Annotated in this window: 1 protein-coding gene; it reads left to right on the top strand. The window is 74.2% G+C overall.

Annotation, left to right across the window (positions count from 1 at the left end):
- Positions 1-22,134 (top strand): type I polyketide synthase, encoded by a 22,134-nt coding sequence (locus BMY74_RS33840; RefSeq protein WP_177230052.1) that lies wholly within the window; start codon positions 1-3, stop codon positions 22,132-22,134.
- Positions 22,135-22,183: the final 49 nt, after the last annotated feature.

The following is a 22,183-nucleotide window of genomic DNA, read 5'->3' as shown; positions in this document are numbered from 1 at the left end:
GTGGATGAGAACGCCAAGCTGCGCGACTACCTGACCCGGGTCACCGGTGAGCTGCAGCGCACCCGAAACCGCCTGGCCGAGGTCGAGGACCGGGAAGCCGAGCCGATCGCCGTCGTGGGCGTGGGCTGCCGCTTCCCCGGCGGCGTGCGCACACCCGAGCAGTTCTGGGACCTGCTGGTCAGCGGCCGGCACGGGATCACCGAGTTCCCGGTCAACCGGGGCTGGGACGTCGACGGCCTGTTCGATCCCGATCCCGACCACCTGGGCACGAGCTACGTCCGGCTCGGCGGCTTCGTGCACGACGCCGACGAGTTCGACCCGGAGTTCTTCGGCGTCTCGCCGCGCGAGGCCGTGTCGATGGACCCGCAGCAGCGCCTGCTGCTGGAGACCTCGTGGGAGGCGCTGGAGCGGGCGGGGATCGACCCCACCTCGCTCAGGGGCGGCCGCGCCGGGGTGTTCATGGGCACGAACGGCGTGGACTACGCCCGCGACATCGCCAGGGGCGTCGAAGGCGTCGAGGGCTACCTGGGCACCGGCACCGCGGGCAGCGTCCTGTCCGGCCGCATCTCCTACGTGCTGGGGCTGGAGGGCCCGTCGGTCACCGTCGACACGGCGTGTTCGGCGTCGCTGGTGACCCTGCACCTCGCGGTGCGCTCGCTGCGCGCGGGGGAGTCCGACCTGGCGCTGTCCGGCGGCGCCACGGTCATGTCCGACCCCGGCGCGTTCGTCGAGTTCTCCCGCCAGCGCGGGCTGTCCCGCGACGGCCTGGTCAAGGCGTTCGCCGCGGCCTCCGACGGCACCGGCTGGGGCGAGGGCGCGGGTGTGGTCGTGCTCGAGCGGCTGTCCGACGCCCAGCGCAACGGCCACCAGGTCCTCGCCGTCATCCGCGGCACGGCGGTCAACTCCGACGGCGCGTCCAACGGCCTCACCGCGCCGAACGGGCCGTCGCAGCAACGCGTCATCCGCGCCGCGCTCGCCGACGCCCGCCTGTCCGCGAAGGACGTCGACGCCATCGAGGCGCACGGCACCGGCACCACCCTCGGTGACCCGATCGAGGTGCAGGCGCTGCAGGCCGTCTACGGCCGCGGCCGGGAGGCGGACCGCCCCCTGCACCTCGGCTCGGTCAAGTCGAACATCGGGCACACGCAGGCCGCCGCCGGTGTGGCGAGCGTGATCAAGATGATCCTCGCGCTGCGCCACGGCGTGCTGCCCGCGACGCTGCACGTCGACGCCCCCACCCCGCAGGTCGACTGGTCGTCCGGCACGATCTCGCTGCTCACCGAGAACCGCGCGTGGCCCGCCGACCGCGTCCGCCGCGCGGGCGTGTCGTCGTTCGGCATCAGCGGCACCAACGCCCACGTCGTCCTGGAGCAGGCACCGGAGCCCGCGGAGCTGCCCGACCGCGGACCGGCGCCCGCCGTGATCCCGTGGGTGCTGTCCGGCAGGACCGAGGCCGCCCTGCGGGCGCAGGCCGAGGCGCTGCTGTCGGTCGACGAGGACCCGGCCGACATCGGCTACTCGCTCGCCGCGACGCGGGCGGCCGGCCAGCGCCGCGCCGTCGTCACCGGCACCGACCTCGACTCCCTGCGCGCGGGTCTGCGCGCCGTGGCCGAGGGGTCCGGCGCGCCCGGCGTCACCACCGGCGAGGCCGTCGGCGGCCAGCTCGCCGTCATGTTCACCGGGCAGGGTTCCCAGCGGCTGGGCATGGGCCGCGAGCTGTACGCGGCGTTCCCGGCCTTCGCCGAGGCCTACGACGAGATCGCGGCGCTGCTGCCCGGCATCCGCGACATCGACGACGCCGAGGTGCTCGACCAGACGGGCAACGCCCAGCCCGCGCTGTTCGCGCTCGAAGTCGCGCTCTACCGGCTGGTCGAGTCGTGGGGTGTGCGTCCGGACTTCCTGATCGGGCACTCGGTCGGCGAACTGGCCGCGGCGCACGTCGCGGGCGTCTGGTCGCTGCAGGACGCGGCGAAGCTGGTGCAGGCCCGCGGCCGGCTCATGCAGGCGCTGCCCACCGGCGGCGCCATGGCCGCGATCCAGGCCTCCGAGGAGGAGGTCAGGGCCGCGCTGCGCGACGGCGTCGACATCGCCGCGGTCAACGGTCCCCAGGCGGTCGTGATCTCGGGCGACGCGGACGCCGTGGCCGCGGTCACCGCGGGCTTCGCCGCCTCCGGCCGCAAGACCAAGTCGCTCCAGGTCTCGCACGCGTTCCACTCCTCGCTGATGGACGGCATGCTCGCCGAGTTCGCCGAGGTCGCGCGCGGGATCACCTACCAGACCCCGAAGATCGCGCTGGTCTCCAACGTCAGCGGCGAGCTCGCCCGCACCGAGGAGATCTGCGACCCCGGCTACTGGGTCCGGCACGTCCGCGAGGCCGTCCGGTTCGCCGACGGCGTCAGGACCCTGGCCGCGGCCGGTGTCACGCGGTACCTGGAGCTCGGCCCGGACGGCGTGCTGTCCGCCGCCGGCCAGGACAGCGCGGACGGCCGGTTCGTCCCCGCGCTGCGCCGCGACCGCGACGAGGTCACGACGCTGCTGGCGGGCCTCGCCGACCTGCACGTGCACGGCGGCCGGGTCGACTGGGCCGCGTACCTCTCCGGTGCCCGCGTCGTCGACCTGCCCACCTACCCGTTCCAGCGGGACCGCTACTGGCTGCCCGTCACCGCCCCCGCGGGCGACGCGTCGGGGCTCGGCCTCAGCTCGCTCGACCACCCGCTGCTCGGTGCCGCCGTGTCGGTCGCCGACGCCGACGGGTTCCTGTTCACCGGCATCCTGTCCACGAGGACCCACCCGTGGCTGGCCGACCACGTCGTCATGGGCGCGGTGGTCGTGCCCGGTACGGCGCTGGTCGAACTGGCCGTGCGCGCGGCCGACGAGACGGGTCTCACCGGCATCGAGGAGCTCACCCTCCAGGCTCCGCTGGTCCTGCCCGAGGACGGGGGCGTGCACGTCCAGCTGTGGGTGGGCGCGCCGGACGAGGCGGGCCGCCGTCCGCTGACCCTGCACTCGCGTGCCAGCAAAGCCGCCGTCGACGGCGCGTGGACGCTGCACGCCTCCGGTTCGCTGACCACGGCGCGCCAGGACACGCCCTGGGACCTCGCCGAGTGGCCGCCGCCCGGCGCCGAGGCCGTCCCGCTGGACGGCCACTACCAGGAGCTCGCCGCACTCGGACTGGAGTACGGCGACACGTTCCAGGGCCTGCGCGCGGTGTGGACGCGGGGCGAGGACACCTTCGCCGAGGTCGCGCTGCCCGACCGCGTCCGCGACCAGGCGGGCCGGTTCGGCCTGCACCCCGCGCTGCTCGACGCCGCCCTGCACGCCCTCGCGCTCGGCGACGGCCAGGCCCGGCTGCCGTTCGCCTGGACCGACGTGGCCCTGCACGCCTCCGGTGCCGCCGACCTCAGGGTCCGGCTGTCCCCGGCGGGCACCGACGCGATCACCCTGGAGGTCGCGGACGGCCAGGGCGCGCCGATCGCCACCGTCGGTTCCCTGGCGGTGCGACCGGTGTCGGCCGAGCAGATCCGCACGGCCGCCGACCAGAACGGGCTCTACGAACTCGCCTGGAAGCCGGTCACCGCCCCCGCGGGCGACCCGGTCGGCTGGGTGCGCTGGGAGGACCTGGGCGAGGACGTTCCGCCGGTCGTCGTCCACCGCGCCGGTGGCGAGGACGTCGAGAGCACGCTCGCCGCGACGCTGGACGTGCTCCAGCGGTGGCTGGCCGAGGAGCGGTTCGAGACCGCGAAGCTGGTCGTCCACACCGTCGGTGGCGTCTCGACGAGCCCCGACGACACCGGCATCGACCCGGTCGTGGCGGCGGTCTGGGGCCTGGTGCGCTCCGCGCAGTCCGAGCACCCCGACCGCTTCGCGCTGGTCGACGCCACCGAGATCACCGACGCCGCCATCGCGTCCGACGAGCCGCAACTGGCCGTGCGCGACGGCGAGCTCCTGGTCCCGCGCCTGGTCGCCACCGAGACCACCGGCCGCCTGGTCCCGCCCGCGGGCGACTGGCGCCTGGGCATGACGGGCCAGGGCACGGTCGACCACCTGGTGCTGGAGCCGGTGCAGGCACAGCCGCTCGACCCGACCGGGGTCCGCGTCGCCGTGCGCGCGGCGGGCCTGAACTTCCGGGACGTGCTGAACGTCCTCGGCATGTACCGCGGCGAGGCCGGACTGCTCGTCAGCGAGTTCGCCGGTGTCGTGACCGAGGTCGGCTCGTCCGTGACCGACCTCGCGCCCGGTGACGAGGTGATGGGCCTGGTCGCCGGTGGCGGTGGCCCGTCGGCGGTCGTGGAACGCCAGATGATCACCCGCAAGCCCGCTGGGTGGACGTTCGAGCAGGCCGCGACGGTGCCGCTGGTGTTCCTCACCGCGTACTACGCGTTGTGCGACCTGGGCGAGCTGAAGGCGGGGGAGTCGATCCTGATCCACTCCGCCGCCGGCGGCGTGGGCATGGCCGCGACCCAGCTCGCGCACCACCTGGGTGCCGTCGTGTACGGCACGGCGAGCGAGAGCAAGCAGCACGTGCTGCGGGAGGCGGGCATCGCCGACGAGCACATCGCCTCGTCCCGCACGCTCGACTTCGAGCAGCGGTTCGGCCAGGTCGACGTCGTGCTCAACGCGCTGGCGGGCGACTTCGTGGACGCCTCGCTGCGGACCATGGCGCCGGGAGGCCGGTTCCTCGAGATGGGCAAGGCCGACGTCCGCGACGTGGACACCATCGACCAGGACGTGCGCTACCAGGCGTTCGACCTGAGCGAGGCGGGACCCGAGCGCACGGCGCAGATGTGGACCGCCCTCGTCGAGCTGTTCGACCAGGGCGTGCTCGAACCCCTCCCGGTGAAGGTGTGGGACGTGCGCCAGGCACGCGCCGCGTTCCGCTTCCTGAGCCAGGCCAAGCACATCGGCAAGGTCGCGCTGTCCATGCCGAGGTCGGCGGACCCGGACAGGACGGTGCTCGTGACCGGCGGCACCGGCGGCCTGGGCGCCGTCGTGGCCAGGCACCTCGTCACCGACCACGGCGTGCGCAAGCTGCTGCTCACCAGCCGCCGCGGACTCGCCGCCCCCGGCGCGCAGGCGCTCGTCGACGAGCTCACCGCGCTGGGCGCCGAGGTGTCGGCCGCGGCCTGCGACGTGGCGGACCGCGACGCGCTGGCCGCACTGCTCGACGGCGTCGCGCTGACCGGCGTGGTGCACGCGGCCGGTGTGCTCGACGACGGCACGATCGACTCGCTGACCCCGCGGCGGGTGGCGGGCGTTCTCGGGCCGAAGGCCCACGCCGCCCGCCACCTGCACGAGCTGACCGCGCACCACGACCTGACCCTGTTCGTCACCTTCTCCTCGGCCGCCGGTGTGCTGGGCGCGCCGGGGCAGGGCAGCTACGCCGCCGCGAACGCCTACCTCGACGCGCTCGCCGAGCACCGGCGGGCCCTCGGCCTGCCCGGCCAGTCGATGGCGTGGGGCCTGTGGGCCGCCGGCATGGGCGAGGCGCTCGGTGAGGCCGACCTCGCCCGGTTGCGCAACGGCGGCACGCCCGCGCTCACCGTGCCGGAGGGCCTGGCTCTGTTCGACGCCGCGCTCGCGGCCGACGCGCCCGTGGCCGTCCCGGTCAAACTGGACCTGCCCGCGCTGCGCGCCTCCGCACGCGGCACCGCGCTGCCGGCCGTGCTCGGCGGTCTCGTCCGCACGCCGGCCAGGCGCGTCGCGCAGTCCGGCGCCGGACGGGACTCCTCGCTCGCGCGCCGCCTCGCCTCGCTCACCGAGGCCGAGCAGGACCACGAGCTGCTGGACCTGGTCCGCACCGAGGTCGGGCTGGTGCTCGGCCACGTGACCCCCGGTGGCATCGAGCCCGGCCGCGGGTTCCTGGACCTGGGCTTCGACTCGCTCACCTCCGTCGAGCTGCGCAACCGCCTCAGCTCCGCGACCGGCCTGCGCCTGCCGTCGACGGTGACGTTCGACCACCCGACCCCCGTCGCGCTGGCGGGTTTCCTGCGCTCTGAGCTGCTGGGCGAGCTGGGCGTGGCGGGTGCGCCCCAGGTGCGCGCTCAGGTCGCCGCCGACGACGACCCCATCGCGATCGTCGCCATGAGCTGCCGATTCCCCGGCGGCGTGCGTTCTCCGGAGGACCTCTGGTCGTTGGTTTCCGAGGGCCGCGAGGGGATCTCCCCGTTCCCCGACGACCGCGGGTGGGACCTGGCGGCGCTGTTCGACACGACACCCGGCAAGCAGGGTGTCTCGAACACGCGGGTCGGCGCCTTCCTGGAGGACGCGGGCGACTTCGACCCGGAGTTCTTCCGGATCTCGCCGCGCGAGGCGCTGGCCATGGACCCGCAGCAGCGGTTGCTGCTGGAGGTCTCCTGGGAGGCGTTCGAACGCGCCGGGCTCAAGCCCGCGGACCTGCGCGGCAGCACGACCGGCGTGTTCGCCGGCGCGATCTACCACGACTACGCCTCGCAGCTGAAGACGATCCCCGACGACGTCGAGGGGTTCCTCGGCACCGGCACCTCGGGCTCGATGATGTCCGGGCGGATCGCCTACACCTTCGGCTTCGAGGGTCCGGCCGTGTCCGTCGACACCGCCTGCTCGTCGTCGCTGGTCGCGTTGCACATGGCCGCCCACTCGCTGCGTTCCGGTGAGTGCGAGCTGGCCCTCGCCGGTGGTGTGACCGTGATGTCCACGCCCGGCCCGTTCATCGACTTCAGCAAGCAGCAGGCCATGGCGCTCGACGGCCGCTGCAAGGCCTTCGCCGACGGCGCCGACGGCGTCAGCTGGGGCGAGGGCGTCGGCATGGTGCTGCTGGAGCGGCTGTCGGACGCGCGGCGCAACGGCCACCCGGTGCTCGCGCTGCTCAAGGGTTCCGCGGTGAACCAGGACGGCGCGTCCAGCGGGCTGACCGCGCCGAACGGCCCGTCGCAGCAGCGGGTGATCCGGCAGGCGCTGGCCAACGCCGGTCTGTCCACTTCGGACGTCGACGCGGTGGAGGCGCACGGCACGGGCACCCGCCTCGGCGACCCCATCGAGGCGCAGGCACTGCTCGCGACCTACGGCCAGGACCGGCAGCAGCCGTTGTGGCTGGGGTCGGTGAAGTCGAACATCGGCCACACCCAGGCCGCGGCGGGCATCGCCGGTGTCATCAAGATGGTGCAGGCGATGCACAAGGGCGTGCTGCCGCGCACCCTCCACATCGACTCGCCGTCCGGCCAGGTCGACTGGGACCGGGGCTCGATCCGCCTGCTCACCGAACAGGTCGACTGGCCGGAGACCGGTGCGCCGCGCCGCGCGAGCGTGTCGTCGTTCGGCTTCAGCGGGACCAACGCGCACGTCGTGCTCGAGCACGTCCCGGCACCCGTCGCGACCGAGACGCGGAGCACCCCGCCCGCGGTGGTGCCGCTGGTGCTGTCCGCCCGGTCCGAGGAGGCCCTGCGCGAACAGGCGGGCCGCCTCGCCGCGGACATGGGCTCGAAGTCCTTGCTGGACCTCGGTTTCTCGCTGGCGACGACCCGCCAGTCCCACGAACGGCGTGCCGTCGTGGTCGGCACCGACCACGAGAGCGCGCTCGCCGCGCTGTCGGCGTTCGCCACCACCGGCCAGGCCGCCGGCGTGGTCACCGGTCTGGCCGCTCCCGGCAGGCTGGCGTTCCTGTTCGCCGGTCAGGGCACCCAGCGGCTGGGCATGGGTTCCGGGCTGTACGAGGAGTTCCCGGTCTTCACCCGGGCCTACGACGAGGTCTGCGAACTCCTGCCCGGTGTCAAGGACATCACCGACGCCGACGTGCTCGCCCAGACGAGCAACGCGCAGCCCGCGATCTTCGCCCTGGAAGTGGCGTTGTTCCGCCTGGTGAGTTCCTGGGGCGTCACGCCGGACTTCCTCGCGGGGCACTCGATCGGTGAGATCGCGGCGGCACACGCCGCCGGCGTCCTGTCGCTGGAGGACGCGGCGAAGCTGGTCTCCGCGCGAGGCCGTCTCATGCAGGCGTTGCCCGACGGTGGCGCGATGGTCGCCGTCGAGGCGACGGAAGAAGAAGTCGCGGAGTTCCTGTCTCCCAAGGTGTCCCTCGCGGCGGTGAACGGCCCGAACGCCGTGGTGCTGTCGGGTGCGGCGTCGCCGACCCTCAAGGCCGCCAAGAAGTTCGAGAAGCTCGGCCGCCGCATCAAGCGGCTGGCGGTCTCGCACGCGTTCCACTCGGTGCTCATGGAGCCGATGCTGGACGAGTTCCGCGCGGTGGCGGAGTCGATCGAGTACCGCGAACCGAAGGTGCCGATCGTGTCCACCGTGACCGGTGCGCTGGTGGAACCGGGCACGCTGACGTCGCCGGAGTACTGGGTCGAGCACGTGCGCAAGCCGGTGCGGTTCGCCGACGGGCTGACCGCGCTCGCCGCCCTGGACGTCACCCGGTTCCTGGAGATCGGCCCCGACGCAGCCCTGTCCGGGCTCGGGCAGGGCACCGTGGAGGCGGCGTTCGTCCCGTCCCTGCGCAAGGACCGCGACGAGACGACCTCGCTGGTCACCGCGCTGGGCACGCTGTACGGCCACGGCGCCGGGGTCGGCTGGCGGGAGTACTTCGCCGGCAGTGCCGCGGCGGTCGTCGACCTGCCCACCTACCCGTTCCGGCGGCAGCGGTTCTGGCTGCACTCCACGCCGGGCGCGGGAGACGCCCCGAGCCTCGGTCTCGGCGCGCTGGACCACCCGCTGCTGGGCGCCTCCGTGGCACTCCCGGACAACGGGGGACTCGTGCTCACGGGCCGGCTGTCGCTCGACGCGCAGCCGTGGCTCGCCGGGCACAAGGTCATGGGCGCTGTCCTGCTCCCCGGCACCGCGTTCGCCGAACTGGCCGTCCGGGCGGGCGACGAGGTCGGCTGCGGCACGGTCGAGGAGCTCGTCCTCCAGACGCCACTGGTGCTCGGCAGCGCGGCGGTGCAGCTCCGGGTCTCCGTCTCGGACTCCGAAGTGGACGGTCGTCGCACGGTGACGGTCCACTCGCGTCCCGAGGCGGCCGACACCGACGACGAATGGACCCTGCACGCCACCGGCACGCTCGCCCGCGGTGAGCAGCCGGGCGAACCGGAGACCGTGTGGCCGCCGGAGAACGCCGCACCGGTCGACCTCGACGGCTTCTACGCGACCCTCACCGAGGCGGGACTCGACTACGGCGGGGTGTTCCGCGGCCTGCGCGCCGCCTGGAGCCGGGGCGAGGAGACGTTCGCCGAGGTCGAACTGCCCGAGGACACCGACGTCAGCCGGTTCGGCCTGCACCCGGCCCTGCTGGACGCCGCGCTGCACGCCGTCGGGCTGTCCGGTGGCGGGGCCAGGCTGCCGTTCTCGCTGGCCGGCCTGACGCTGCACGCGGCCGGTGCGACCGCGCTGCGGGTCCGGCTCGCCCCGGCGGGCTCGGGCGCGCTGTCGCTGCGGGTCGCCGACGCCACCGGCGCCCCCGTGCTCTCGGTCGCCCGGCTCGCGCTGCGGGAGATCAGCGAGGAGCAGCTCCGATCGGCCGACCAGGCGGAACGGGACGCCCTGTTCACCATCGACTGGGTGCCGGTCGCACCCGGTGCGGCGGCGGACGCGGACGCGTTCGTCGAGCACGTCGTCGCCGAGGGCGCGGTGGCAGACCTGACCGCCGAGGTCCTGGATCTGCTGAAGTCGTGGCTGGCGGAGGACCGCGAGGCGAAGCTGGTCGTGCGCACGACCCCGGACGTTCCCGCGCACGCCGCGGTGAGCGGTCTGGTGCGCAGCGCGCAGGCCGAGCACCCCGACCGGTTCGTGCTGGTGCACGGCGACGGTGACGTCGCCGCCGCAGTGGGCACCGGCGAACCGGAGGTCCTGCTCGCCGACGGCGAGCTGAAGGCCCCGCGCCTGGTCCGCGCCAAGGCGACCGGCCGCGACGACTGGTCGCTCGACGGCACGGTCCTCGTCACCGGCGGTACCGGAGGCCTCGGCGCGCTGGTCGCCCGTCGCCTCGTCGAACGCCACGGCGTGCGGAACCTGCTGCTGGTCAGCCGTTCCGGTGGCGACAGCCCCGGCGCACCCGCGCTGGTGCGGGAGTTGACCGACCTCGGCGCGGAGGTGGAGGTCGCCGCGTGCGACGTCTCCGACCGCGGCCAGGTCGAGACCGCGCTCGCCCTCGTCCCCGCCGACCGGCCGTTGCGCGGCGTCGTGCACGCGGCCGGCGTCCTGGACGACGGCGTGCTCGACGCGATGACGCGGGAACGCGTCGAAGCCGTGCTGCGCCCCAAAGCCGAGGCCGCCCGGCACCTGCACGAGCTGACCACCGGCCTCGACCTGTTCGTCACGTTCTCGTCGATCGCGGGCACGCTCGGCGCGCCCGGCCAGGCTAACTACGCGGCGGCGAACGGTTACCTCGACGGGCTGGCGGCCCACCGCCGCGCGCAGGGGCTGCCGGCGACGTCGATCGCCTACGGCCTGTGGGACGAGGGCATGGGCCACGGCCAGACGGCCGGTGCCGCGGGCTTCGCGGCCCTGTCGGCCGAGGACGGCCTGGCGCTGTTCGACCTCGTCGCGCTGGGCGACGACGCGAACCCGGTCGCGCTGCGGCTCGACGTCGCCGCGGCCAGGGAGAGCGCGAAGGCCACCGGCGTGGTCCCGCACGTGCTGCGGAACCTGGTCAGGGTCCGCCCGCGCCGCACCGCGCGAGCGGAGGAAGGCACCGGCCTGCGCCAGCGGCTGGGCGCGCTTCCCCCGGCCGAGCGGCTGCGGCAGCTGCTCGAGCTGATCCGCACCGAGGTCGCGCTGGTGCTGGGCCACACCAGCCCGGACGCCGTCGAGACCGACCGCGCGTTCGGCGACCTGGGCTTCGACTCGCTCACCGCGGTCGAGCTCCGCAACCGCCTCGACGCGGCCACGGGTCTGCGGCTGCCCGCCACGCTCACGTTCGACTACCCGACGCCGCTCGCGCTCGCCGAGTTCGTCCAGGCCGAGTTCGTCGACGAGTTGGCCGGCCCGGTGACGCCGGAGTTCACCTCCGTGGCACTGGGCGACGACCCGATCGCCATCGTCGGCATGGCCTGCCGCTACCCCGGTGGCATCGCCTCGCCCGACGACCTGTGGGACCTGGTCACCCACGGCCGCGACGGGGTCACCCGCTTCCCCGAGGACCGCGGGTGGGACGTCGACGGCATCTACCACCCCGACCCCGACGCGCAGGGCAAGACCTACACGCGCGAGGGCGGGTTCCTGCACGACGCCGGCGACTTCGACCCGGAGTTCTTCGGCATCTCGCCGCGCGAGGCGCTGGCGATGGACCCGCAGCAGCGGTTGCTGCTGGAGGTCTCTTGGGAGGCGTTGGAGCACGCGCGGATCGACCCGTCCGGGCTCAAGGGCTCGCGGACCGGTGTGTTCGCCGGGTTGATGTACCACGACTACGGCGCGCGCCTCGGCGTGCTGCCCGACGGCGTCGAGGGTTTCATCGGCACCGGCACGTCCGGCAGCGTGCTGTCCGGGCGCGTGGCCTACACGCTCGGTTTGGAGGGACCGGCCGTCACGGTCGACACGGCGTGCTCGTCGTCGCTGGTCGCCATGCACTGGGCGATGCAGGCACTGCGCTCGGGTGAGTGCTCGATGGCGTTGGCCGGTGGTGTCACCGTCATGGCCTCGCCGGACACGTTCATCGGCTTCTCCCGCCAGCGCGGTCTCGCGGTCGACGGCAGGTGCAAGTCCTTCTCGGTCGACGCCGACGGCACCGGCTGGTCGGAGGGCGTCGGCGTGCTGGTGCTGGAGCGGTTGTCCGACGCCCGGCGCCACGGTCACCGGGTCCTGGCCGTGGTCAAGGGTTCCGCGGTGAACCAGGACGGCGCGTCGAACGGCCTGACCGCCCCGAACGGGCCTTCGCAGCAGCGGGTGATCCGGCAGGCGCTGGCCAGCGCGGGCATCGCGTCGTCCACGGTGGACGTCGTCGAGGCGCACGGGACCGGCACCCCGCTGGGCGACCCGATCGAGGCCCAGGCGCTGCTCGCCACCTACGGCCAGGAGCGCGAGGAGGAGCCGCTCTACCTCGGCTCGATCAAGTCGAACATCGGCCACACCCAGGCCTCGGCCGGTGTCGCCGGCGTGATCAAGATGGTGCAGGCGCTGCGCCACGGCGTGCTTCCCGCGACGCTGCACCTGAACGAGCCGACCCCGCACGTCGACTGGGCGTCCGGTGACGTCAGCCTGCTCACCGAGCAGCGCGCCTGGCCCGAGGTCGACCGGCCGCGTCGCGCCGCCGTGTCGTCCTTCGGCATCAGCGGTACCAACGCGCACGTGATCCTGGAGCAGGTGCAGGACGAGCCTGCGGCGCCGCGCGAGGACGTCGAGCTCCCCGTCGTGCCCTGGGTCGTCTCCGGGCGCACCGAGCAGGCACTGCACGAGCAGGCGGCCCGGCTGCTGGCGGTCGACGGCCTGCACGCCGACCTCGGGCTTTCCCTTGCCACCACGCGCACCTCGCACGACCACCGGGCCGTCGTGGTCGGTTCCAGCGCGGAGGAGCTGCGCGCCGGTCTGACGGCGCTGTCGGCGGGCGGGACCACGGCGTCGGTCACGACCGGCCGGGTCCTCTCCGGACGGACGGCCGTGCTGTTCACCGGCCAGGGCTCGCAGCGGCCGGGCATGGGTTCCGGGCTGTACGAGGCCTTCCCGGTCTTCGCCCAGGCCTACGACGAGGTGTGCGCACTCCTGCCCGGCATCAGGGACATCACCGACGCCGACGTGCTCGCTCGGACGAGCAACGCGCAACCCGCGATCTTCGCGCTGGAAGTGGCGTTGTTCCGATTGGTGAGTTCGTGGGGTGTCACGCCGGACTTCCTTGCCGGGCATTCGATCGGTGAGATCGCGGCGGCGCACGTCGCCGGTGTCCTGTCGCTGGAGGACGCGGCGAAGCTGGTGTCGGCGCGGGGCCGGCTGATGCAGGCGCTGCCCGAGGGCGGCGCGATGGTCGCCGTCCAGGCGACCGAGGCCGAGGTCCAGGAGTTCCTGTCGCCCGAGGTGTCCCTGGCGGCGGTGAACGGCCCGAACGCCGTGGTGCTCTCAGGTGCCGCCTCGCCGGCCCTCGAGGTCGCCGCGAGGTTCGAGGAGCTCGGCCGCCGCACCAAGCGGCTGGCGGTCTCGCACGCCTTCCACTCGGCGCTCATGGAGCCGATGCTCGCCGAGTTCGGCGAGGTCGCGCGATCGCTGACCTTCACGGCACCGTCGATCCCGGTCGTCTCCACGGTGACCGGGCAGCTCGTCACCGACCGGCTGACCGACCCCGGCTACTGGGTCGAGCACGTCCGGGCGACCGTGCGCTTCGCCGACGCCGTGTCCTGGCTCGGCGACAAGGGCGTCACGCGGTTCCTCGAAGTCGGTCCGGACGGCGTGCTCTCGGCGATGGGTGCCGACAGCGCCGACGGTCTCTTCACCTCGTTCCTGCGCAAGGACCGCGACGAGGCGACGTCCGCGCTGACCGGGCTGGCCGCCGCGTACACGAGCGGGGAGCAGGTCGACTGGTCCGCGGTGTTCGCCGGGACCGGCGCGCGGGTCGTCGACCTGCCGACCTCGGCGTTCCAGCACCAGCGGTTCTGGCTCGCCTCGTCCGGCGCGGGCGCGGACGTCTCGTCCGTCGGTCTCGTGCCCACCGAGCACCCGCTGCTCGGTGCCGCCGTGCCGTTCGCCGACGGCGACGGCTGGGCGCTCACCGGCAGGCTGTCCCTGGCCACGCACCCGTGGCTCGCGGACCACGCCGCGCTGGGCACCGTGCTCCTGCCCGGGACCGGGCTCCTGGAACTGGTCGTGCGCGCCGGCGAGGAAGCCGGCTGTGCCACGGTCGAGGAGCTGACGGTGCAGGCGCCGCTGCTGCTGCCGGCGTCCGGCTCGCTGGACGTCCAGGTGCTCGTCGGCGCGGCCGACGGCTCCGGCCGGCGACCGGTGTCGGTGCACACCCGCGGGGCGCACGGATCGTGGACCGAGCACGCGGCGGGCACGTTGTCGCCCGCGACGTCCGCGCCGGCGTTCGACCTGGCGGCCTGGCCGCCCGCGGGCGAGGCGGTGAAGCTCGACGGCCTCTACGAGGACTTCGAGGCCGCCGGGCTGAGCTACGGGCCGGTCTTCCAGGGCCTGCGGGCCGCCTGGCGCGCCGGCGACGACGTCTGGGCCGAGGTCGCGCTGCCCGAGGCGGAGCACGACCAGGCCGGCCGGTTCGGCCTGCACCCCGCGCTGCTCGACGCGGCGCTGCACACGATCGGGCTGATCGCGGGGGAGGGGACCCGCCTGCCGTTCTCGTTCGGCTCGGTGACCCTGCACGCGACCGGTGCGACCACCCTGCGCGTCCGGGTCACCTCGACCGGCGCCGACCGGGTGTCGGTGCTCGTCGCCGACAGCACCGGCGTCCCCGTCGCCACGATCGGCTCCCTGGTCGTCCGCGCCGCCTCGGCGGAGCAGCTGCGCACGACCGACGAGCCGTTGTACGAGCTGACGTGGGTTCCCGTGCCCGCACAGGAGACCCCCGTCGAGCACCTGCCGCTGTGGGAGGTCGGCGACGACGTTCCCGCGGCGCTGGTCCTGGACGTCCCCGCGGGCGACTACCGGGAGGTGCTGCACAGCACCCTGACGGCGATCCAGGGATTCCTCGCCGAGGAGCGGTTCTCCGACGCACGGCTGGTCGTCGTGACCGACGACTCGCTGGCCGGTGCGGCGGTGCGCGGCCTGGTCCGCAGCGCGGAGTCCGAGAACCCCGGCCGGTTCGTCATCGTCGAAGGCGACGACGTGGACGCGGCATTGGCCACGGGCGAGCCGCAGGTCCGCGTCCACGAGGGACAGGCGCTGGCACCCCGGCTCGTCCGGGCGCGCACCGCCGACCCGGCCGCGTGGGGCGAGGGCACCGTCCTCGTCACCGGTGGCACGGGTGGGATCGGCGCCGCCGTCGCCCGGCACCTCGCGCGGGCGCACGGCGTCACGAAGCTGGTGCTGACCAGCCGTCGTGGCCTCGAAGCGCCCGGAGCGGCCGACCTCGCCGCCGAACTGGGCGCGCGGGTCGAGGCGTGCGACGTCGCGGACGGGGACGCCCTGGCGGCGTTGCTGGACTCGATCCCCGACCTGACCGGGGTCGTGCACGCCGCCGGTGTGCTCGACGACGGCGTGGTCACGGCTTTGACACCGGAACGGGTCGACACCGTGCTGCGCCCCAAGGCCGACGCGGCCGTGACGCTGCACGAGCTGACGCGGGATCGTCCGCTGAGCCAGTTCGTCCTGCTCTCCTCGGTCTCCGGCATCCTCGGCGGTCCCGGGCAGGCCAACTACGCCGCGGCGAACGCGGTCCTCGACGCCCTGGCCGGGCAGCGGGTCGCCGCGGGATTGCCGGCCCGCTCCCTGGCCTACGGCCTGTGGGCCGACGGCATGGGCGACGGGTCCGATGTGGACCGGTTGGGCCGTGACGGTTTCGGCGCACTGTCCGAAGAGGAGGGTCTCGCGCTGTTCGACTCCGCGCTCGCCGCGGAGACGGCGGTGCCGGTGCCGGTGAAACTGGACCTCGCGACGTTGCAGGTGCACGCCCGCACGTCGCCGATCCCGGCCGTGCTGCGCGGCCTGGTCCGAGTCCCGCGCCTGCGCAGCGCCGTGAACGCCCAGGCGGTGTCGGCGCTGCTGGAGACCCTGTCGAGGCTCTCCGACGCCGACCAGCAGGCGCACGTGACGGACCTCGTCCGGGTGCGCGTCGCCGAGGTGCTGGGCCACAGCGGCACGGCCGCGGTGGAGGTGGGGCGCGCGTTCACCGAGCTGGGCTTCGACTCGCTCACGGCGGTCGAACTGCGCAACCGGCTCGGCGAGGCCACCGGCCTGCGCCTGCCGGCGACGCTGATCTTCGACTACCCGACGCCCCGGGCGCTGGCCGACTACGTCCGCACCGAGCTCCTGGGCGCGACGGAGACCGCCGCGGTGGTGCCGGTGCGGTCCGCCGCCCCGGACGAGCCGATCGCGATCATCGCGATGAGCTGCCGCTACCCCGGAGGCGTCCGCTCGCCGGAGGACCTCTGGCGGTTGGTCGCGGAGGGCACCGACGCCATCACGCCGTTCCCCGCCGACCGCGGCTGGGACCTCGACGGCCTGTACCACCCGGACCCCGACCACACCGGGACGAGCTACGCCCGCGAGGGCGGGTTCCTGCTCGACGCGGCGGACTTCGACGCCGAGTTCTTCGGCATCTCGCCGCGCGAGGCGATGACCGTCGACCCGCAGCAGCGCCTCCTGCTCGAGACCGCGCAGGAGGCCTTCGAGCGCGCCGGGATCGACCCGGCGACGCTCAAGGGCAGCCCCACCGGTGTGTTCGCGGGCGTGATGTACAACGACTACGCGTCCCGTCTGACGAGCACTCCCGACGGGTTCGAGGGCCTGCTCGGCACCGGCAGCGCGAACAGCGTGCTGTCCGGCCGGGTGTCCTACACCTTCGGGCTGGAGGGTCCCGCCGTCTCGGTCGACACGGCGTGCTCGTCGTCGCTGGTCGCGTTGCACCTCGCGGCACAGGCGCTGCGGTCGGGCGACTGCGACCTGGCGCTGGCGGGCGGTGCGACGGTGATGGCCACGCCGAACCCGTTCATCGAGTTCTCGCGGCAGCGCGGTCTGGCCGCCGACGGCCGGTGCAAGCCGTTCGCCGCGGCGGCGGACGGCACCGGCTGGTCGGAGGGCGCGGGCTTCCTGCTCCTGGAGCGGTTGTCCGACGCCCAGCGCCACGGTCACCGCGTCCTCGCGGTGGTCCGGGGTTCCGCGGTGAACCAGGACGGCGCGTCCAACGGCCTCACCGCGCCGAACGGCCCGTCCCAGGTCCGGGTGATCCGCCAGGCGCTCGCCGCCGCGCATCTGTCCACTTCGGACGTGGACGCGGTCGAGGCGCACGGCACCGGCACCGCGCTCGGCGACCCGATCGAGGCGCAGGCCCTGCTGGCCACCTACGGCCAGGACCGGGACGTGCCGCTGGTGCTCGGCTCGGTGAAGTCCAACATCGGCCACACCCAGGCCGCGGCCGGCGTCGCCGGGATCATCAAGATGGTCGAGGCGATGCGGCACGGCGTCGTCCCGGCGAGCCTGCACATCGACTCGCCGTCCCCGCACGTGGACTGGGCCGGGGGCGCGGTCGAGCTGGCGACCGAGGCCCGGCTGTGGGTGAAGCGCGACCGTCCGCGCCGGGCGGCCGTCTCGGCGTTCGGCATCAGCGGCACCAACGCCCACGTGATCCTCGAACAGGGACCGGACGTCCCGGTGGCCCCGCGGGAGGTCAGGACGCCGGCGCTGCTGCCGTACGTCCTCTCCGGACGGACCGAGAACGCCCTGCGCGAGCAGGCGGCGCGTCTGCTCAACGCGGAGCTCGCCGAACCGGTGGACGTCGCGTACTCCTTGGTCACCACGCGTGCCGCGCACGAGCGCAGCGCGGTCGTGACCGGCAGCCCCGCCGACGTGCGCGCCGGACTCGCCGCCCTGGCGGACGGCGTGACGGCGGCGAACGTGACGACCGGCCGTGCCGTCCCGGGCAAGCTCGCCGTGCTGTTCACGGGGCAGGGTTCCCAGCGGCTGGGCATGGGACGTGAGCTGCACGCGGCGTTCCCCGTGTTCGCCGAGGCCTACGACGAGATCGCGGCGCTGCTGCCGGGGATCCGGGACATCGCCGACGCGGAGGTCCTGAACCGCACGGGCACCGCGCAACCGGCGCTCTTCGCGCTGGAGGTCGCGCTGTACCGGCTGATCGAGTCGTGGGGTGTGCGGCCGGACTTCCTGGCCGGCCACTCCATCGGCGAGCTGAGCGCGGCACACGTCGCCGGGGTGCTGTCCCTGCGGGACGCGGTCACGCTGGTCGAGGCGCGCGGGCGGCTGATGCAGGCTCTGCCCGCCGGCGGCGCGATGGTGGCCGTCGAGGCCACCGAGGACGAGGTGCGCGAGCACCTCACCGCCGAGGTGGGCCTGGCCGCCGTCAACGGTCCGTCGGCCGTCGTGCTGTCCGGTGCGGAGGCCCCGGCGCTGGCCGTGGCCGAGGTGTTCCGCGCACGCGGCCGCCGGACCAGGCGGCTGGAGGTCTCGCACGCCTTCCACTCGGCGTTGATGGAACCGATGCTCGCCGAGTTCGCCGAAGTGGCGCGATCGCTCGACTACCGGGAGCCCGTGCTGCCGGTGGTGTCGAACGTGACCGGCGAGCTCGCGACCGAGCTGACCGACCCGGGGTACTGGGTCCGGCACGTCCGCGACACCGTCCGGTTCGCCGACGGGATGCGCGCGCTGGAGGCGGCGGGCGTCACCAAGTTCGCCGAGCTGGGTCCGGACGGCGTGCTGTCCGCGATGGGACACGGTTGTGTGGGCGACGGCGCGGTGTTCGTCCCGTTGCTGCGCAAGGACCGCGGCGAGCCGCAGTCCGCCGCGAGCGCCTTCAGCCGTCTGGTGGCGGCGGGCGTGGCCGTGGACTGGGAGGCGTTCTTCGCCGGTACCGGAGCGCGACGCACCGAGCTCCCGACCTACGCGTTCCAGCGCGAGCGCTACTGGCTCGAAAGCGGTCAGGCGACCGGTGACGCCGCCGGACTCGGGCTGTCGACGACCGAGCACCCGTTGCTCGGCGCGACCGCGACGACGCCGAACGGGGACGGGCTGATCTGCTTCGGCAGGCTGTCGCGCTCCGGCCAGCCGTGGCTGCTGGACCACACCGTGCTCGGCACCGTGCTGGTCCCCGGCGCGGCCCTGGTCGAGATGGCCGTCCGCGCGGGCGACGAGCTCGGCTGCGCGAGGGTGGCCGAACTGACCCTCGCGGCGCCGATGGTGCTGCCCGACCACGGCGGGCTGGCCGTGCAGGTCGTGGTCGGCGCCGCGGCCGCGGACGGCGGGCGCGAGGTCGCGGTGTACTCGAGGCGGGCGGACGCCTCCGTCGGGGAACCGTGGACGCAGCACGCGGCAGGCGTGCTCATGCCCGACGAGGAACCCCTTCCGGTGGCGGCCGGCGCATGGCCGCCCGCGGGGGCGGAAGTCCTCGACCTGGAGGGCCTCTACGCCGACCTGGCGGCCACGGGCCTGGGCTACGGCCCGGTGTTCCAGGGCGTGACCTCCGCCTGGCTGCACGACGAGCAGATCTTCGCCGACGTGGTGCTGCCGGAGGCGGCGCACGGCGACGTGGCGCGGTTCGGCATCCACCCGGCGATGCTCGACGCGGCCCTGCACCCCATCGGGCTGCTCGGGTTCGCCGGTGACACGACCGCGCTCCTGCCGTTCCTGTGGCGCGACGTCTCGCTGCACGCCACGAACGCGACGGCCGTGCGCGTGACGGTGACCCCGACCGACGCCAACACGGTCCGGCTGGAGCTCACCGACACCGCGGGTGCGCCGGTGCTCACCGTCGGATCCCTGGTGCTGCGCGAGGTCTCGGCGGAGCAGCTCGACACCAGTCCGTCTACTTCGGACTGTCTGTTCCGGACGGAGTGGGTCCCGGTGGCGGGCGGCGGCGACCCGGTCGCCTGGTCGTACCTCGACGAGGCCGGCGAGACCGCGCCGCCGGTGGCGGTGCTCAGGGTGCGCGTGCCCGAGCAGCCGGTTCCGCAGGCCGTGCACGCCGTGCTGGTGAGCACGCTCGCCACCGTCCAGGACTGGCTGGCGGACGAGCGCAACGCGGACGGCAGGCTCGTCGTGCTGACCCGCGACGCGGTGCGGGCACGCCGTTCCGACGACGTCGACCCGGTCACGGCCTCGCTCTGGGGCCTCGTCCGCAGTGCCCAGGCGGAGAACCCGGGCCGGCTGGTGCTGCTCGACGCCTCCGGGGACGACGTGGACCTGGCACTCGCGAACCTCGGGGAGGAGACGCAACTGGCGGTGCGCGACGGCGTCGTGCACGCCTGCCGGTTGCTGCCCGCGAGCAGTGCGCCGGAACTGGTCCCCCCGCCCGGCGAGGACACCTGGCGGGTGGACTCCCCGGGAGGAGAAAGCCCGGACCGGTGCACGCTCCTGCCCTTCCCCGAGGCCGCCGCGCCCCTGGCCGCACACGAGGTGCGGATCGGCGTCCGCGCCGCGGGGGCGAGCTCCCACGACGTGCTCACCGCCCCGGGCGGCCGCTCCGGCGACGCCGGGCTGCTCAGCCGCGAAGTCGCGGGCGTCGTGCTGGAGCTGGGGGACGGCGTCACGGACCTCCGCGTCGGCGATCCGGTGATGGGCCTGGTGTCCGGCGGTGTCGGGCCGGTCGTCCGCGCTGAGCGCGCGCTCGTCACCAAGATGCCCCACCAGTGGACGTTCGAACAGGCGGCCTCCGTGCCGCTGGCGTTCCTGACCGCCTGGTACGCGCTGAAGGACCTGGCGGGGGTGTCCGCCGGGGAGTCGGTGCTCATCCACGCCGCGGCCGGCGGCGTGGGCATGGCCGCCACCCAGATCGCCCGCCACCTCGGTGCGGAGATCTACGGCACGGCCGGTGAGGACGAGCGGGACGTCCTGCGAGCGGCGGGCCTGCCCGACAGCCGCATCGCGTCCTCGCGCACCCCCGGCTTCGCGGAGGAGTTCCTGGCCTCCACCAACGGCCGTGGCGTCGACGTCGTCCTCGGCGGTCTGCCCGGCGAGTTCACCGACGCGTCGACGCGGCTGTTGCCGCGCGGTGGGCGGTTCGTGGAAATGGGGAACGCCGATCTTCGCCAAATCAGCGATTTCGCAGGGCAGTATCCAGGTGTGACTTACCGGGCGCTCGATCTGGACGACGCGGGCGCCGACCGGATCGCTACGATGTGGGAGGAGCTGATCACGATGTTCCAGTCGGGTGCGCTCACCCCGCTGCCGGTCCGCTCCTGGGACGTCCGCGAGGCTCCCGAGGCGCTCCGCCACCTCTCCGAGGCCCGGCACACCGGCAAGGTCGTCCTGACCGTGCCGAGGGCACTGGACGTGCGCGGCACGGTCCTCGTGACCGGCGGTACCGGTGGTCTCGGCGCCGTCGTGGCCCGGCACCTCGTCACCACCCGCGGCGTGCGGGACCTCGTCCTCGTGGGCCGGCGCGGTGTGAACGCGCCGGGTGCGCGGGAACTGGCCGCCGAACTGACCGGGCTGGGCGCCGAGGTCCGCGTCGCCGCGTGCGACGTGGCCGACCGGTCCGCCCTGCAGGAGCTGCTGGAGAGCATCCCGGTGCTCACCGGTGTCGTGCACGCCGCCGGCGTGCTCGACGACGGCGTGTTCACCTCGCTCACCCCGCAGCGGCTCGAGAAGGTGCTGCGCCCCAAGGTGGACGCGGCCTGGAACCTGCACGAGCTCACGCGAGGACGAGACCTGGCGATGTTCGTCCTGTTCTCCTCGGCCGCGGGCGTCCTGGGCGCACCGGGCCAGGCGAACTACGCCGCGGCGAACACGTTCCTCGACGCACTCGCGGAACACCGGCGGTCACTGGGTCTGCCCGCCTCGTCCCTCGCCTACGGTCTCTGGGCCGACGGCATGGGCGAGGCGACGGACGGCGGCCGGATGGCACGCGACGGCGTCGGTGCGCTCACCCCGGACGAGGGGCTGGCGCTCTTCGACCTGGCGACGTCCATGGCGGCACCGGTGACGGTGCCGGTGAAGCTGGACCTGGCCGGGCTGAGGGCGCACGCCCAGACCTCTTCCGTGCCACCGCTGCTGCGGGCGCTCGTGCCGCCGCAGCGGGCCCGCCGTTCGGCCTCGGCCGACGCCGCGGGACAGGCGGAGGAGCTGAAGCGGCGGCTGGCCGGGCTGTCCCAGGCCGACGCCCGGCAGGCGCTGCTCGACGTGGTGCGCACGCAGGCGGCGGCGGTGCTCGGTCACTCCGGACCGGGCGTGGTCGAGCCCGACCGGGCGTTCACCGACCTGGGATTCGACTCGCTGACCGCGGTCGAGCTGCGCAACCGGCTCGGCGAGGCCACCGGCCTGCGCCTGCCGGCGACGCTGATCTTCGACTACCCGACTCCGGACGCCATGTCGGAGTTCCTCCAGGCCGAGGTGGTCCCCGCGGCCGCCGCCGAGTCGTCCGGTGTGGACGGCGAGATCGGCCGGCTGGAGGCGGCGCTGTCGGCGCTGGACCCGGCGACCACCGACGGGGCACGCGTGGAAACGAGGCTGCGCCGGTTGGTCGCGCTGTGGCGGGACAAGACCGGCGCGGGCTCGGACGACCGGGCGGACCTCGAGTCGGCCACTTTGGACGACATGTTCTCCCTGCTCGACAACGAACTCTGACCCACTTCCACCTTTTGCGTTGGTGGCGGCGTCCGCACTGGACGCTGCC

The sequence above is a fragment of the Lentzea albida genome (assembly GCF_900111005.1).
Taxonomy (GTDB): Bacteria; Actinomycetota; Actinomycetes; order Mycobacteriales; family Pseudonocardiaceae; genus Lentzea; species Lentzea albida.
This window is presented reverse-complemented; position numbering and strand designations above follow the sequence as displayed.